Source organism: Tardiphaga sp. 813_E8_N1_3 (assembly GCF_051811025.1).
GTDB lineage: Bacteria > Pseudomonadota > Alphaproteobacteria > Rhizobiales > Xanthobacteraceae > Tardiphaga.
This window is the reverse complement of the sequence record NZ_JBPWQE010000001.1, coordinates 1,974,684-1,990,165: the sequence shown is the minus strand read 5'-3', so window position 1 is coordinate 1,990,165 and position 15,482 is coordinate 1,974,684. Positions and strand designations below refer to the sequence as shown.

15 protein-coding genes and 1 tRNA gene are annotated in these 15,482 nt (G+C 62.1%); 7 read left to right on the top strand and 9 right to left on the bottom strand.

Translation table 11 applies throughout. The features are described from left to right. The first annotated feature begins 51 nt into the window (after window positions 1-51). Together AB8A33_RS09385 and AB8A33_RS09380 are read left to right on the top strand one after the other, a co-directional pair. Entirely contained in the window at window positions 52-783 is a 732-nt protein-coding gene (locus tag AB8A33_RS09385; protein WP_439092487.1) for a YkgJ family cysteine cluster protein, read from the top strand. 122 nt (window positions 784-905) lie between these two features. Further along, window positions 906-1,520: a hypothetical protein gene (locus tag AB8A33_RS09380; RefSeq protein WP_439092486.1), complete on the top strand. Its 615-nt coding sequence runs from the start codon at window positions 906-908 to the stop codon at window positions 1,518-1,520. Between the two features lie 31 nt (window positions 1,521-1,551). Here AB8A33_RS09380 and AB8A33_RS09375 read toward each other — a convergent pair whose 3' ends face one another. Next, the gene (locus tag AB8A33_RS09375; protein WP_439092485.1) at window positions 1,552-1,719 is read right to left on the bottom strand and encodes a hypothetical protein; all 168 of its coding nucleotides are present in this window, start codon (window positions 1,717-1,719) and stop codon (window positions 1,552-1,554) included. A gap of 157 nt (window positions 1,720-1,876) precedes the next feature. On the opposite strand from AB8A33_RS09375, the gene AB8A33_RS09370 reads away from it, so the two are divergent. Continuing rightward, window positions 1,877-2,245: a hypothetical protein gene (locus tag AB8A33_RS09370; RefSeq protein ID WP_439092484.1), complete on the top strand. Its 369-nt coding sequence runs from the start codon at window positions 1,877-1,879 to the stop codon at window positions 2,243-2,245. Window positions 2,246-2,251: 6 nt separating this feature from the next. Here AB8A33_RS09370 and AB8A33_RS09365 read toward each other — a convergent pair whose 3' ends face one another. Next, window positions 2,252-3,376, bottom strand: coding sequence for a serine hydrolase domain-containing protein (locus tag AB8A33_RS09365; protein WP_439092483.1), 1,125 nt, complete (start codon window positions 3,374-3,376; stop codon window positions 2,252-2,254). An 84-nt stretch (window positions 3,377-3,460) separates the two neighbouring features. Between AB8A33_RS09365 and AB8A33_RS09360 the strand changes: the two genes are divergently transcribed. Further along, complete coding sequence (locus AB8A33_RS09360; protein WP_439092482.1) at window positions 3,461-3,712, top strand: hypothetical protein; 252 nt, start codon at window positions 3,461-3,463, stop codon at window positions 3,710-3,712. Here the strand turns inward: AB8A33_RS09360 and AB8A33_RS09355 are convergent. From AB8A33_RS09355 to AB8A33_RS09330, 6 genes are all read right to left on the bottom strand, one after another. Then, window positions 3,702-6,020 (bottom strand): hypothetical protein, encoded by a 2,319-nt coding sequence (locus AB8A33_RS09355; RefSeq protein ID WP_439092481.1) that lies wholly within the window; start codon window positions 6,018-6,020, stop codon window positions 3,702-3,704. The two genes, AB8A33_RS09360 and AB8A33_RS09355, sit on opposite strands and share 11 nt — an antisense overlap. A gap of 311 nt (window positions 6,021-6,331) precedes the next feature. Then, window positions 6,332-6,405 (bottom strand) — tRNA-Gly (locus AB8A33_RS09350). Between the two features lie 1,136 nt (window positions 6,406-7,541). Beyond that, window positions 7,542-8,336: a MetQ/NlpA family ABC transporter substrate-binding protein gene (locus AB8A33_RS09345; protein WP_439092480.1), complete on the bottom strand. Its 795-nt coding sequence runs from the start codon at window positions 8,334-8,336 to the stop codon at window positions 7,542-7,544. A gap of 47 nt (window positions 8,337-8,383) precedes the next feature. Then, complete coding sequence (locus AB8A33_RS09340; RefSeq protein WP_068732062.1) at window positions 8,384-9,049, bottom strand: methionine ABC transporter permease; 666 nt, start codon at window positions 9,047-9,049, stop codon at window positions 8,384-8,386. Further along, the gene (locus AB8A33_RS09335) at window positions 9,039-10,160 is read right to left on the bottom strand and encodes a methionine ABC transporter ATP-binding protein (protein WP_439092479.1); all 1,122 of its coding nucleotides are present in this window, start codon (window positions 10,158-10,160) and stop codon (window positions 9,039-9,041) included. The genes AB8A33_RS09340 and AB8A33_RS09335 overlap by 11 nt, the downstream gene beginning before the upstream one ends. Before the next feature lie 207 nt (window positions 10,161-10,367). Further along, a complete protein-coding gene (locus tag AB8A33_RS09330) occupies window positions 10,368-11,330 on the bottom strand; it encodes an aliphatic sulfonate ABC transporter substrate-binding protein (RefSeq protein WP_439092478.1) in 963 nt (320 codons plus the stop codon). 423 nt (window positions 11,331-11,753) lie between these two features. On the opposite strand from AB8A33_RS09330, the gene AB8A33_RS09325 reads away from it, so the two are divergent. The 3 genes from AB8A33_RS09325 to AB8A33_RS09315 all read left to right on the top strand — a co-directional run bounded on the left by AB8A33_RS09325 (window position 11,754) and on the right by AB8A33_RS09315 (window position 14,442). Continuing rightward, complete coding sequence (locus AB8A33_RS09325; RefSeq protein WP_439095895.1) at window positions 11,754-12,662, top strand: aliphatic sulfonate ABC transporter substrate-binding protein; 909 nt, start codon at window positions 11,754-11,756, stop codon at window positions 12,660-12,662. A 33-nt stretch (window positions 12,663-12,695) separates the two neighbouring features. Beyond that, window positions 12,696-13,511, top strand: a complete 816-nt coding sequence (locus AB8A33_RS09320; protein WP_439092477.1) for a MetQ/NlpA family ABC transporter substrate-binding protein — start codon at window positions 12,696-12,698, stop codon at window positions 13,509-13,511. A gap of 118 nt (window positions 13,512-13,629) precedes the next feature. Beyond that, on the top strand, window positions 13,630-14,442 hold the full coding sequence (locus AB8A33_RS09315; RefSeq protein ID WP_439092476.1) for a peptidoglycan recognition protein family protein: 813 nt from the start codon (window positions 13,630-13,632) through the stop codon (window positions 14,440-14,442). A 3-nt stretch (window positions 14,443-14,445) separates the two neighbouring features. On the opposite strand, the gene AB8A33_RS09310 is transcribed toward AB8A33_RS09315, so the two are convergent. Then, window positions 14,446-15,267: an aspartate dehydrogenase gene (locus tag AB8A33_RS09310; RefSeq protein WP_439092475.1), complete on the bottom strand. Its 822-nt coding sequence runs from the start codon at window positions 15,265-15,267 to the stop codon at window positions 14,446-14,448. Window positions 15,268-15,482 lie beyond the last annotated feature (215 nt).

The window sequence follows — 15,482 nt, the reverse complement described above, 5'->3', positions numbered from 1 at the left end:
TGACGTCCCGCCGATTCGCAGCGTATTCCGAGAGCGGATCGGGACCCCAGCATGAGCGCACAGGACGCCATCGACTTCGTGTCGGACAATATCGCGGAAGTGGGCACGCTGATGCGCTCGCTGTCCGGCCGCTATGAAGGCATCTTCGGCAATCTGCGCGCCGCCTATGGCGTCGCCTTCGAACAGGCGGACAGCATCGCGGATGCCGCGCGCGATGCGACCGCCATCGCGGACGCCGCCACCGCAGCCATTCGCGACAACATCCCGAACCAGCCCGGCAATGCCTGCACCAGCGGCTGCGCCGCCTGCTGTCACCTCTTTGTCCAGGTACCGCCCGGCACCGCGACGGTGATGGCGCAACATATCGCCGCGCATTTCACCCCGGACGAACAGGCGGCACTGCGCACCCGCCTCGAAATCGCCGCGGCTGCCGCACGCGATGCCGCCGACGTCATGAAACTTCGCATGCGCTGCGCGCTGCTCGGATCGGACAATCGCTGCACGGTCTACGAGGTCCGTCCACTGACCTGCCGTGCCTTCACCTCGCGCTCGGTGGCGCGCTGCCATGACGTGGTGTTCGGCGAGGTGCCTGAGGGCACCGGCGTCGAACAGAACGCCGCGCATTTCCGCATTCACATGGAAGCGACCTTCGCGCTCGAACAGGCCGCGCGCAATCGCGGACTGCCTGATGCGCAGAAGGGCCTCGCGCAGGCACTGCTGGATGAGATTGCCCCCTTGGGCACAGCGACCTGTCCCGACCAGCACCTCGCCGCGCAGAAGTAAGACTGCAGGAACACAGCGCACGCCTGATCACTGCGTCGTGATGCAGGCCAGCGTAATCATCGCGATCCCCGAACGTAACGCTACCGGCACCAGGCCAAGAGCGTTACGTGAAAGGACGAAATATGAGAGCGTTTTCTGCTGTAATCACTGGGCTGGGCATTGCCCTGCTGAGTGCAGCCACCATTTCCGCCGCAAGCGCAGCCGAGACGGTTCGCGTGCGCGGCACCGTCGAGAGCGTCGACGGTGCGAAGCTGACGGTCAAAACCCGCGAGGGCAATTCGACCGCGATCAAGCTGAACGACAACTGGAAAGTCACCGGCGTGGCCAAGGCCTCGCTCAACGACATCAAGCCCGGCGACTTCGTCGGCATCGCCTCGCTGCCCAAGTCGCGCGGCGGCGACGGCGCCCTCGAGGTCCTGATCTTTCCGGCGGGCATGAAGGGCACCGGCGAAGGCAGCTATCCCTGGGATCTGAAACCGAACAGCACCATGACCAACGCGACCGTCACCAACGCCGTCAAGGACGTCGACGGCCGCAACATCACAGTGACCTTCCACGGCAAGGAAAAGACCATCTCGGTCGCGGATGACACCACGGTCGTCACCTTCGCAGCCGCCGCGCAGGCCGACCTGAAGCCGGGCACGACAGTGTTCGTGCCGTCGCAGAAGGCGGACGACGGAACGCTCTCCACCGGCAACGTGGTCGCCGGCACCAACGGCATCGTGCCGCCGATGTAGCCCGCGCGAAGCGCACATTGCGCCAGGAGGATCAGTCGAGCGGCTTGTCGTCTTCGGTCGGAGGCTCCGCTTCCGGCGAGCAGATGTCGCCGCCGCCGAACTGATCCTCCGGCGGCGGATGGTCACCGAGACCCGTGAGCGGGTCCGGTTTTTCGCCCGGACCTTCGGGCCGTTGCTCTGCTGGCTTGCGTCCGTTCATCTCGGTGTCTCCCTTCGCAGGCCAACGCCACCGCGCGCGATCCGTTGCATAAGCGCATGTCCCGATTGGGACGATGACCGATATCGCTCGGGTCCGTTGAACGAAAACCCGTCCAGGACTGACCCAGTACCGACCGAACGGTCCTGGAGACGACGTCATGAAGCGGTTTCTGATCTTCCTTGTGCTGTTTCCCGCCATTGCCACGACGGCGTTCTACGTCGTGACCTACATCCTAACGGGCGCGGCGCAGGACAGCGGCACAGGGCCGGTTCTCATCTATCTCGTCTTTATCGTGCCCGGGCTGCTCGTCGCTTTGCTCGACTGGCTAGCTGCCAGATCGTCCGTTCCTGCTGTCATCATCACGACGCTTCTGACCTACGGGGCAACGGTGCTGGTGATGGCCTTGCTGCTCGGATGGAGCAAACAGACCCTCGCACTCGGCCTCATCTGTGCCATTCCGGCCGGCCTGTGTTCGTGGCTGTCCGGCCGCAGCGACGCCGCGGCGCAGGCGTCGTCGCCGGCATGACGCGTCCTAGATCCGCGCCGCGATCAGCTGACGGATGAATTCCGGCGCCTTCGCGCTGGGGAGCCAGCGCGTCACCGCGATCATGTCAGCGTCGCGATCGATCCAGATCATGTTGCCGCCGGCCCCGAGCGCATAGACCGCCGTCTCCGGCGCGTTTTTGTTGGCATGCGGCCCGCGGTTCAGCCACCACAGGAAGCCGTAATTCGGCTGCAGTGCAGACTGCGCCCACATCGCATCGATCCAGCTCTGCGACAGCAGCCGCTGGCCATTCCAGTCGCCGCCGCGCGCCATCAGCAGGCCGAAGCGCGCATGGTCCTCCGCGCCGATGAACATGCCGCCACCCCAATGGCCGCCGCCCGGCACCGACTGTATCCGCTGGCCGTCGATCTCGACCCATGAATTGTCGTAGCCGACCCAGCTCCAGTCCTTCGACGCGCCGATCGGATCCATGATGCGCGCGCGCAGCACCTCCGGCAGCGGCCGCTTGAACAGATGCAGCAGGCAGAGCGACAGCAGGTTCACGCGGACATCGTTATATTCGTAGAAGCTGCCCGGCGCCTGCCATTCGCGCAGCTCGCCCTTGCGGCTGTTGTCGGCATTCGGTGCGACCAGACGATTGTGATCGATCTGGTCCGGCTTGCCGAACAGCTCGCCGCGCCATTCGCTGGTCTGTTGCAGCAGATGCCGCCAGGTGATGTCAGCATTATGCGCATCCGCAAACAACGGCCCCGGCACGCGCCTGCCCACGGGCTCGTCGATATCCCCGATCAGCCCGTCATCCACTGCAAGGCCCGTCAGCGTGGCGAGATAGCTCTTGGCGATGGAGAAGGTCATATCCGCCCGCGCGATCTCGCCCCACGACGCCAGCACGCGACCATGTTGCAGCACAATGCCCGCAGACCCACCGCGTTCGCGCACCGGTCCGAGCACGGCGCTCCATGGCCCGGTCTCATTCCAGTCCACATTCGGCGCATAGCGGCCGTCGTCGTAATAGAAGCCGCGCGGCCACGGCGTTTCATTGGCCTGGGCGAAGGACACGGCCGCGGCGAGCTTGTCCGGGGCGTAGCCGGCCTGTTGCGGATCGACTTTGTCCCAGGCGGTTGCGATGGGGAAATAACGGGAATCGGTCATGGAGGATCGGGCTCGCTCTGGACAACACGCAGCGGTTATTGACCGGATGGGGAGCGGGGGCAACCTATCGAGACGCGAGTGCCTTTGGGGGATCACGCAGTTTTTGACCAAGGCGCCTTCCCCTCGCGCTCGGTGCCGCGCGACCACGACATCGCGTTCGACGACCTGGCCGATGGTTCACGCGTCGAACAGAACACCGCGTATGATCGCATCCAGATGGAGGCGGCCTTCGCGCTTGATCAAGCCGCGCGCGATCGCGAGCTACCTGATGTGCAAAAGCGGCTGGAGGAGCCGCTGCACGAACAGATGGTCGCCGGCACGGCCCCTAGTAGTTGAATTCGAATTTCGATTCAGCCACCTTTTTGATCGACTCGTCGCGCACCTGATCGGTGAGCTTCGCTTTCGCGCCCTCGATATTATTATCGCAGGCGACCGCCAGCGCAGCGCCACCGATAGGCCCACCGAACGCTGTGCCAACAAGGAAGCACACGAGGTCCGCAATGCCCTGACAGCCACGGTCATCCGCCTGGACATCGATACCCGCGGAAATCTTGTTGTCATAGATCTTGATCTTGCCGCCTGCGCTGGATGCAAAGACGTCGATCTTACCGGTGATTTCGGGACTCTGGTCGCGCAACATCACCTTTGGCGCACATACCGTACCATGCGTGACTTTGTCCTTGATCGGGGCGTAGACGATTTCCTGCTGGGCAATCGGAACCGCGAACTTGAACGGCACGCCGACGACGGGATCGATCACCCACTTTCCTTGCGACGCTTTCACATCCGTAGGACCGATGACGATCGGCTGCGACAGCGTCGGCGCCAGTTTGATCGACTTCACGTCGATCTCCGATTTGAGCAGCACCGCGTCGGCGGTCTGGTGGTCGGACGGCGTGGAGAACACATACTGTCCCGCGGTTGCGGTCAGTTTCAGAATGGCATCGCCCAACCCCCTGAAATAGCGCAGCCGTTCGACGTGAACGCTCGCCTGAAGCCAGTTACCACCGTCCATCGTGACCTTGGCTTCGCCGTCGATATTGCCGTCGATGACCTCCGGCTCCTCGTTGTCGCGCCGGTCGATCTGGAGATCGAACTTGGCCCCGGCATCGAAGCGGACTTTCCCAATCTTGCCGCCCTCCACGCGCGATGCCATTCCCGATATCTTGACCGTGCCGACCGGCAGCGACTGGCCGACCTTGTAGAGCAGGTCATTGGCCTTGATATCGGCGCGGGCGAGCGAGGCGATGGTCGATCCGTCGAGGTGGAGATCCTGCCCTTCCAGCGAGATCTCGAATTTGTTGATCTTTCCGGTGATGGGACTCGTCTTGTTCTTGGAGTCGATCGCCAGCGTGTCGGCGGCGATCTGGCCGCCCTTCAGCTGAATCGTTCCCACATTCGAAATATTGAACTGCCCGCCGACGAGGGTCGTCGAGAACGCATTGATGGTTCCGTAGACCGAGAGGCCGGCCTTGCTCCAGTTCACGGGCGCACAAGTATCGACCGCGACATTCTCGGGGCATCCCAGCACGAAATTGATGTTTGTGTACCCCACGCGAATGCTGTTTCGGTCGGAGAACCAGAATTCCGCATTCTCGAGTTGGGTCGACAGAATCCCTCGCTGGAAGCTCAGCGAGGACTGGCCAGGCGCACCCTCGTAGCTGAGACCAGCGAGAGTCAACTTGGCATATCGCACGTTGATGGTTGAGGTTTTAGCCTGGTCATTCGACAGCAGAATGGAGGTGCCTTCGCCCAGTTCGCCGCTCAGCGCTCCCCTGCTGATTTTGACGGCGACGTCATTCTTCTCAAACTTGACTTCTTCGGCTGTGAACTTGCTCTGCGGTCCGATCCGAAAGATTGTCTGCCCTCCGGAGATCAGCCCATCGCTGAGATTTACGCTGAACTTGTTGAGGAGAGCTGAGCCGGTCGACGCTTCGAGGTCGTACACCAGATCGTTGAACACCGCCCCCGAATTGGCCGCGAGGACAAGCATGCCATTCTGCGGCAGGATGAGGCGTGCGCCTTCCTTGAAGGTCGCCGCCAGTGCAGGCAAAGGCTGCCCGCCCGGGGACACCGATCCGAAAAATGTAGCGCGGCGGATCGGAAGGCCCTTGACCAGAGCGGTACACGCCGAACTGGTGCATTTTTTCATTGTGGACAGCGCGACAAAGGCGGCGCCCCGGAAGAAATCGCCGGGATCTGCGGCAAGACGCAGAAAATCGTTGATGCGCGCGAGAGGCTCGGATTCGCGGCAATCGCCGCCCGGCACGATGGTCTGATCGCTTGATCCGGATATGAACCCGCCTTCGCTGTAGACGAATTTCTTCACGCCGATCTTGACACATTTTCCACCCGCATAGAGCGATACGAAAATCGTCTGGTCGAATTCCCAGGACGCCGAAGCGAGCGAGCGGAACCGGTAGTCGAATTTGAGCACCGAGCCCATGTCCGCCGGAACCTCGATCACGACATAGCTACTTCCCGAAGTCGCCTTGTAGAATCCCTTGCTGAGATCGAGACGGGCCTGCCCGTTTGCCGAGTCGATCGCGGACAGCGCGCTATCAATATGATCGCTCTTTGCCCATGCATGGTGTGACGTAAGAAACAAAAATACGGCCAGCACAATTCCTAGACATCCGCGCATGATCCACCCCCGCTCAAAAATCACATAAATAAAAATTCTACCTGTAGTTTAATGATCAAAAATTGATATTGTCCAGATTGATTTATAGAACCGTCGGCAAATCCGCGACCGCCCGTGCTCTGGCTGTGGCGTGACGCTCGACGACGCATCGATCCAATGACCATGGCGAGGGACAGCCGTCAGATGACGAACGGCGACGGCGTGATCCGCGAATGATTGCTTAGCGTGAAATGACGTCGGCCCGAGACTGCGCGCAGCATGCCGCTCGACAGCTACTACACCGCAATGGCTGCGCGCAGCGCGCGTCGGGCTGGAGCGGGTAGAGGGAATCGAACCCTCGTATTCAGCTTGGAAGGCTGCTGCTCTACCATTGAGCTATACCCGCGTGCCGCGTCAGGTAACACGTTGCGCGGCGCGTCTCAACCTCATGTGAGGTCGCATCCCCTGCCCGCTGCGACCCACGGATTGCGGTTGGATTTCAATGGGATGGCGTGTGGACATGGGATTTGCGGCTGGAGGGCGGCCCGCCCCTCCCCTCATTCCGGGGCGTGCGTCGCCGGCGAAGCCGGCAGAGCGCGAACCCGGAATCCCGGAGTGTTTTGCGCTGAACATGTCGGGATTCCGGGTTCGCGTGCACGAAGGCGCGCCCGCGCCCCGGAATGACAGTGTGGCGCTGGAAAGGCGCCGAACATTTTTTCCTATCCTCCATTGACAATATACCTACAAGGACTATTATCTCCATCGTCCAGCCTCGATGAGAGGGGCGAGCGCGATCGTCATGTTCGCGGGGCTGGATGCGGTGGACGCCGGAGATGCGGCGTTACGCGGTTCATGGGTGACGTCTGTCTTCGGGCAGGACGGATCTGCGCCAGCACTGCCACTGGCAAGGAGACGATCGGCCTTACGATGGAAAGACCCCTGGACAGGGTGACGGACGACCAAAGTCAAAACGCGTTCGGCCTATTCGCTTGAGGCTCCCTTCCCATCGCCTTTGGGACTTTAATTCGGTGATCGGATCGTTCGCTGAGGCAAAGTGCAAGCAACCGAAAAAACACCGCAGGCGGAACGTCGGGCAATCGCTCGTGCTTCCGAAAGTCCTGATGCACTATCGCTTGCGGAAGACCGCATCGGCATCAGGCCCAAGGGTGCATCGGGCACCCGGCGTTCCGCACGCCCTCTTTTAGAGAGGGTGGGAATGCAGGAGACGACGGCGCCCCCCGCGCCGCAAACAACAGGGGTGATGACGCATGTCTGAAGAGCAGTGGCTGTTTGACAGTTGAATCTGCGATGGCGCACAGGCGCCAGAGATATCCCTCCCCCAAGCGAAGCGCAGTGGGGAGGGTCGGCCGAGCGAAGCGGAGGCCGGGGTGGGGTCTCTCCCCACGTCAGGACGGAGTGTGTTGAAACACCCCACCCGTCCGGCCTAACGGCCGGCCACCCTCCCCACTGCGCGGCTACGCCGCTTGAGGGAGGGAGAAGAAAGAAGCGCCTCGCCTATTGCGCGAAGCGCTCCCCGTGCCTTTACCAGGTCGCGAGCACCGAGCCCTTGAAGGTCTTCTCGATGAAGTCCTTCACCTCGGGCGACTGATAGCTTTCCACCAGCGTCTTCACCCAGGGCTTGTCCTTGTCGGCGGCGCGCACGGCGATGAGATTCGCGTAAGGGCCCTTCGGGTCCTCGCGGAGCAGCGCGTCCTTCACCGGATCGAGGCCAGCTTGCGTGGCGTAATTGGTGTTGATGCCGGCGACGTCGACGTCAGGCAGCGTGCGCGGGAGCTGCGCGGCATCGACTTCGGTGATCTTCAGCTTCTTCGGATTGTCGGTGATGTCGAGCAGGGTCGGCTTGAAGCCAACGCCGTCCTTCAGCTTGATGATGCCCTTGTCGCGCAGCAGGATCAGCACGCGGCCGCCATTGGTCGGATCGTTCGGAATCGCCAGCGTGGCGCCGGACTTCACCTCGTCCCAGGTCTTCACCTTCTTCGAATAGATGCCCATCGGGAAGTTGATGGTGTTGCCGACAGCGACGATCTTGTATTTACGGTCAGCCACCTGGTTGTCGAGATAGGGCTGATGCTGGAACGAGTTGGCCTGCAGGTCGCCGGCTTCCAGCGCCGCATTCGGCACCACGTAATCGGAGAATTCGACGATCTGGATGTCGAGGCCCTTCTTGGCGGCGACGGCCTTGGCGGCTTCCAGCACCTGCGCATGCGGACCAGGGGTCACGCCGACCTTGATGGTCTCGGCGGAAGCAGCGCCGGTGAGCGCGGCGAAAGCGAGGATGGAGAGAAAAGTACGACGAAGAGACATGGTGTTTTCCATTGTGAGTAAACGAGTGTGAGCGGGCCCGCTAACGCGAGCGAGATCGCTCAAGAGTGTCGCGTGCGCTTGTCGAGGCGGCGCGAGATGAAGTCGCCAAGGCTCTGCACGCCCTGCACGAGACAGATCAGCACGGCGACGACCGTCGCCATGACTTCCGGCATGAAGCGCTGATAACCGTAGCGGATGCCGAGATCGCCAAGCCCGCCGCCGCCGACGGCGCCGACCATGGCCGAGTAGCCGATCAGGCTCACGGTCGCGAGCGTCAGCGCCAGCGTCACCGCCGGCATCGCTTCGGGCAACAAGACCTTCCAGACGATCTGCAGCGGGCTAGCGCCAAAGGCACGCGCGGCTTCGACGAGGCCCTGATCGACTTCGCGGATAGCGCCTTCGATCACGCGCGCGATGAACGGCGTCGCGGCGATGGTCAGCGGGACGACAGCGGCGCTGGTGCCGATCGAGGTGCCGGCAATCAGGCGCGTCAGCGGCACGATGGCGACGACGAGAATGATGAAGGGCGTCGAGCGCGTGGCGTTGACGACGAGGCCGAGCAGCCGATTGACGTTCGGCGCCGGGAACAGCTCACCCGCGCGGCTGGTCGCCAGGAAGATGCCGAGCGGCAATCCGGCCAGCGTGCCGAAGATGCCGGCCAGCGCCACCATGGTGAGCGTGTCCAGCGTCGACCACAGGATCATGTTGATCAGTTCAGGCGACATAGCCGAGATGCTCCACGGTGTTGCGGGTCGCGGTGAGATCGGCGATCAGTCTCGCCTGCAGCTCCGGCTCGGCCGCGACGGAGGCGATCAGCGTGCCGAACGGATGATCGGCGACATATTCGATCTGGCCATGCATGATGTTGAAATCGACGCCGTAAGCGCGCGTCAGCCGCGACAGCACGGGCTCATCGGCATCGGCGCCGGTGAAGGCGATGCGGATCACGGCCTGACGGCCGGGCGCATAGTCCGCCAGCAACTTGCTTTGCAACCATTCCGGCACATTGCCGCCGGTAACCTCGCCGACGAAACGCTTGGTCGTGGCGTGGGTCGGCTTGGAGAAGATCTCGTAGGTCGAGCCCTGCTCGATGATCTGGCCGCCTTCCATGACAGCGACGCGCTGCGCCAGCTTCTTCACCACGGACATTTCATGGGTGATGAAGAGAATGGTCAGGTTGAGATCGGCATTGATCTGCTTGAGCAGCGCGATGATCTGCGCGGTGGTTTCGGGATCGAGCGCCGAGGTCGCCTCGTCCGACAGCAGCACCTTCGGCTTGGTGGCGAGCGCACGCGCGATGCCGACGCGCTGCTTCTGGCCTCCGGAGAGTTCAGCCGGATAGCGGTCGCGTTTGTCGGCAAGGCCGACCATGTCGAGCAACGGCTCGACGATGCCCTTGATGTCTTTCCGCGGCGTGCCGGCGATCTCCAGCGGCAGCGCGATATTGTCAAACGCGGTGCGCGACGACAGCAGGTTGAAGTGCTGGAAGATCATGCCGATGGAGCGGCGCGCCTGACGCAGCGCCTTCTCGTCCAGCGATCCGATATCGAGGCCGTCGACCGTGACCTTGCCGTGGGTCGGCTGTTCGAGTCCGTTGATCAGGCGGATCAGCGTCGACTTGCCGGCGCCGCTCTTGCCGATCACGCCGACAATGGCGCCTTCGGGCACCACGAGGTCGATATTGTCGACTGCCTTCACCTCGGCGGAATCCTTCCGCGACGGGAAGATCTTGCTGACGCCATCGAAGGAGATGATGGCACGCCCTCGTTCGCCAGAATCTTGCGGATCAAGAATTGGCACGGGCGCTCCGGTCGGCTTGGACAGGGGAGCGTTCATTGAATGACGTTTCTGCGCAGTTGTGAAGCACGGGGCCGGCCTGCGTATCGCGGGCGCCGTGGTGGCAACCTACTGATTTCGGGCAACATTTCAACCGCACTGCACAAATGAGGAAAATCCAGCGGTTTCAATGGCCTGCGGGAGTAAAAGAGTGCCGGGAGACGGCTGGTGACAGCGCTAATCGTCTCCCGGCGAGTTTTCGGGAGATCAGGAGCCCGGGGTCCAGGTCCAGACGATGTCCTTCACATTGATCGCCTTGGGGATCAGGCCGAGCTTGTGGAAGCGATCCGCCGTTTCCTGCTGGGTGGCGATGATCCGGTCGTTGATCGGCACCACCGTGTAGTTCGACCGCTCGACGGCGCGCGTGGTGGCGGCCCTGTCGACACCGGTCGCCTCCTGCAGGCGCGTCGCGACTTCGGCACGATTGGCTTCGGCCCACTTTCCTTCATCGGCAAAGGTCTTGTTGAACAGCGCGACGATGTCCGGATGCCTGGTGGTGAAATCCTTGTTGGCGAGGAAGAACGAAATGGAATCCTGCACGTCCTTGGAGAAGGATACCACCCGCGCCTGCTTGCCCTCGGCGAGCGCCAGATACGGATCCCAGATCGACCACGCGTCGATATTGCCGCTGGCAAAGGCAGCCACGGCGTCGGCGGGGCCGAGATAGACCGGCGTGATATCCGCATAGGTCAGTCCGGCCTTCTCCAGTGCGGCGATGATGGTGTTATGCGCGCTCGATCCCTTGCCGAATCCAACCTTCTTGCCTTTGAGATCCGCGAGCGTCTTGATCGGTGAGTTTTCGGGAACGACGATGCCCTGATTGTAGCCGCGCGACGGAATGGCGGCGATATAGACGAGATTGGCACGCGCAGCCTGCGCGAAGATCGGCGGCGCGTCGCCGGCATAGCCGAAGTCAACATTGCCGGTATTGATCGCTTCGAGGATCGGCGGCCCGAACTGGAATTCGACCCAGCGAACGCTGATGCCCTTTTCCTTGAACACCTTCTCCAGCGTCGCGCGCTGCTTCACCGCCGGGAAGATGCCGGCCTTCTGAAATCCGATGCGGATTTCCTTCAGCTCCTGGGCCGCGGCTGGCGATGCGATCAAGCCGGCTGACAGCAACAGTGCTGCGGAGAGACCTGCGACCACAGATCGTCGGGAATAGGACATGCGCTGTTGCTCCATTTGCGCCCGGGCGATGCAAGGGCGTGATGGTCAAACGCTACGCGCGATTGCAAAGATTGTGCTTTCAAAGGTCGCGGGCAGTCTGCAAGTTTTGCAATCCGAAGGTCAGCTCCGGGAGCAGCTTCATCTCCGCCGCAGGGAAATAACCTGCTCTTCCGGAGCCACCCGGAAGGCATGCAGAGAACGTTTCCGCTGCACAACAAGGCCATCGCAGCATGCCTGCATCGCCGCGCCCGTAACTACAGTTGGCCATTTCATTGACGGAAACGAGCCGCTCTCGCACCTTTGCTGCTCACGAAACATCATCAGCAAAGCAGTGCCAACATGCTTCCGATCCACATCGCCCGCTTCATCGAACGCTTCGTGTTCCGGCGCACCCGGGCGCTGCAACTGGCCGCCGTGGCCTCCATGCTGTCGGTATCGTTTGCCTGCGCACAGACACCGGACACGGTGCGCATCGGCTATCAGAAATCGTCGACACTGATCGCCGTGCTGAAGACAAATGGCGAATTGGAGAAGGCGCTCGCGCCGCTCGGCGTGAAGATCTCGTGGCATGAATTCACCAGCGGCCTGCCGCTGCTGGAGGCCATCAACACCAACAATGTCGACTTCGGCGCCGATGTCGCCGACACCGTGCCGCTGTTCGCGCAGGCGGCCGGCGCCAAGCTCGCTTACATCGCCGAGGAAGCCGCCTCGCCTGCCGCACAGGCGATCGTGGTTCCCGCGGAGTCGCCGCTCAAGACGATCGCCGATCTCAAGGGCAAGAAGGTTGCGGTCACCAAAGGCGCCGGCAGCCACTTCCTGCTGCTCGCCGCATTGAGCAAAGCCGGCCTCACCTTCAAGGACATCCAGCCGGCCTATCTGCCGCCGGCCGACGGCCGCATTGCTTTCGTCGGCGGCAATGTCGATGCCTGGGTGGCATGGGATCCGTTCCTCACCAGCGCGCAGCGTCAGTCCAACGCGCGCGTGCTCGCAGATGGCAGCAACGGCCTCGCCAGCTACAAGCGCTACTATCTGTCGTCGGCCGCCTACGCGGACAAGCGCGGTGACGTGCTGAACGTCATTTTCAAGAAGCTCGACGAAACCGGCAAATGGGTGAAGGCGCAGCCGAAGGATGCCGCGAAACTTCTTTCTGGCCTATGGGGCATCGATGCGGCCACCGTCGAGGAAGCCAACAGCCACCGCTCCTACAAGGTCGGCGCCGTGACCAAAGCCGGCCTGTCCGAGCAGCAGATCATCGCCGACGCGTTCTTCAACGAAAAGCTGATCCCCGTGAAGGTCGATGCCAGCGACGTGAAGATCTGGGCGCCGAAGTAATCCCATTCTGACATTCCCTGAAAGACAACGATAATGAAGACCGCCCTCTCCGTCATCGCCGCCACGATGCTCGCACTCGTCTCCTTTGGTGAGCATGCCGATGCACAGTCCGCCACCAAACCCGAACTGAAAGTCGGCTTCGTGCCGGGCCCCTATATCGACGGCTTCAAGAAGGGCGTCGAACCCGAACTGAAGAAGAAGGGCTACACCGTCAAATATTACGAGTTCTCGACCGGCCTGGAAGCCAACACCGCGGTGTTCAAGAACGATATCGACGCCAATGTGATGCAGCACACGGTGTTCCTCGATAGCTATAACCAGCGGCAGAAGACCGATCTCACCGGCATCATTACGGTGCCGACGCCGCCGATGGGTCTCTATTCGACCAAGCACAAGACATCCGAAGCGGTGAAGGCCGGCGCGACCGTGGTGGTGCCCAATGATCCCGTGAACCTGCAGCGCGCGCTGTGGATCCTGCGCGACCTCGGCTGGATCGAGATCAAGGACAATAACCCCGTCGATGTCACCGAGCTCGACGTGATCAAGAATCCAAAGGGCATCAAGATCGTGCCGCTGGAAAACGCACAGGCGCCACGCGCCCTTGGCGATGCCGACTTCGCGGCCGTGCAGGGCAATTTCGCGATCTATAGCGGGCTGAAGCTGACCGAGGCCTTCGCTCTGGAAAAGATGACCAAGCCCTACACCAATGTCGTGGCCGTCCGCCGGGGCAATACCGAGGCGCCGTGGGCAAAGGACATCGTTGCCGCCTATCAATCGGACACGTTCAAGAATGCGATCCGGAGCGACAAGTTCTATGCCGGCTTCGTTCTGCCGGACTATTTCAACTGAGCCGACCCGCCCGTACTGGTTGTATCGGAGCATAAGGATACCTACTCAGGCGTTTGACTCCGCAAGCGCCTGAGTTACGATTTCCGAAAGCGCGGGCTGCGCTTTCGGATTGAGGGGCATGAACCACCGCATCGTTTGGGCTATTTTGCTATTGATCACCGTCGGTTCGCCCGCGGTCGCCCAGACACCTCCCCGGGAAACGCCTTCACCCAACGAAATTTGGAAGATCGATCCTTCAACGACCGAAGGTCCGATCATTGCTCTGCCAGCTATTGTGCCGGCAATCTCTCGCCCATCGGCGCCTGCGGAGTCTGCATCGTCAACGCCGTCAAGCTTCGAGATCGTCGCCCGCTCCCGCGGCACCCCCGACATTCCCGGCCTCAACATGGTCTGGCTGAGGCCATGGACCGATCTCCGCCACGCCCGTGAGTGGCGCAACATCGTCGTGCATCAGTCAGAAGGCGCGGTCGGCTCCGCCTGGCGTAATGCGGTCGCGCAGATGCAGAAACCCGATCGCCGTGGCGTCGCCATCTGGATCGAGACCGACGGCACGGTTTACTGGTCGACGCCCGAATGGGCGGTACCGAAACATCTCAACCGCGGCAACCGCAACGACAACAAGTATATCGACAACAGCGGGACCTATCAGCAGATCGACGATGACTCATCGATCGGGGTCGAGTTCGTCGGCAACTACCCCAATGTCCGCAAGCCGCCGACCGACGCGCAGATCGCGGCATGGCGCGTGCTGGTCCGCGTGCTGCAGGCCCGCTACGACATCCCGAATGAGCGCGTGTTCGCGCACAACTGGATCGAGTACAAGGATCGCCGCTACTGCGAGGGCTGCGAGCTTGCCAGGATCGCCCGGACCCAGGGAATCGAGACTGCGCAGCAGATAGGCCCTGCGCGTCAAGTCGAAAGCGGCAAATAGACCTTACGTCCCGACGCGTAGCGCCGCGCGCTGCTTACGCAGATAGGCAATCACCGACAGCGCTGTAATGCGTCCAGTCTTTGGGTTCTCCGACGGGATATTCTCGATCTGCATCGAGAACCGTGCGGAATCCGAATCCACCTCGACGCGATGGACGTTGCGCGTCAGCGCCGGGTCTGCCCAGATTTCCAGCGTTGTAGCGTCGGGGCCCGCGCCTGCAAGCGACAGCGCTACGGCAACGTTGAGATTGGCGGGAAAGCCCTTGGCGGCTTCGCGCGCCGTGCCCTCGAAAATCTTCATCGGTTCGGTGATGCTCTCGATGTCGATCTTGTTCTCGACGATATAGGGCGCGCCGGCGAGACCTTTCACCGGCTTGCGCGTCACCATCTTCACCGACGAGATCTTGCCCTCGGCTGCGGCGGTCACAGCGTCGAGCCCGATCAACGCGCCGGTCGGCACCACGATCTGGCCGCCATTGGCCTTAGCCAGCGCGAAGAGATCATCGTTGAACAACAGCGCTCCAGCGCTCAGCACAATCGCGGTCTTGCCCTTGCTGACGAACGGCTTGACGATCTCGGGCAGCAACGCTGCGGGCGCACATTCGATCACGATATCGGCGACATCCGCGAGGCCGGCGATGGGCAGCACCGGCGGCGTCTTGCCGAGACCAGACAGGAACGCCTGATGCTTCTCCGGATTCTGCACGGCGACCGCCGCCAGAACCAGACCGTCAATACCGCGATCCAGGGCTTCGGCCACCTTGCGGCCGATCGGGCCGAGGCCAACAATGGCCACGCGCGTGGCCAACTTTGCTTCAGTGCTCATCAGGTCTATCTCGTCCAACGATTTCGGGGGCACGCCGCCACATCCGGAAACGGTTCTCCCCCGGAAAGGCCGCAATGTCCATGCGGTGATATCCGCCAGTTTAGAAGGCTTCCGGCATCACGCCATCGTGCGGCACGTGCGACAATCCCGGGCTTGCACGTAAAAGGACGTTTCGATAGGTCTGCCGTGATTGCTGTCTCGGCGAGGCCGCACGT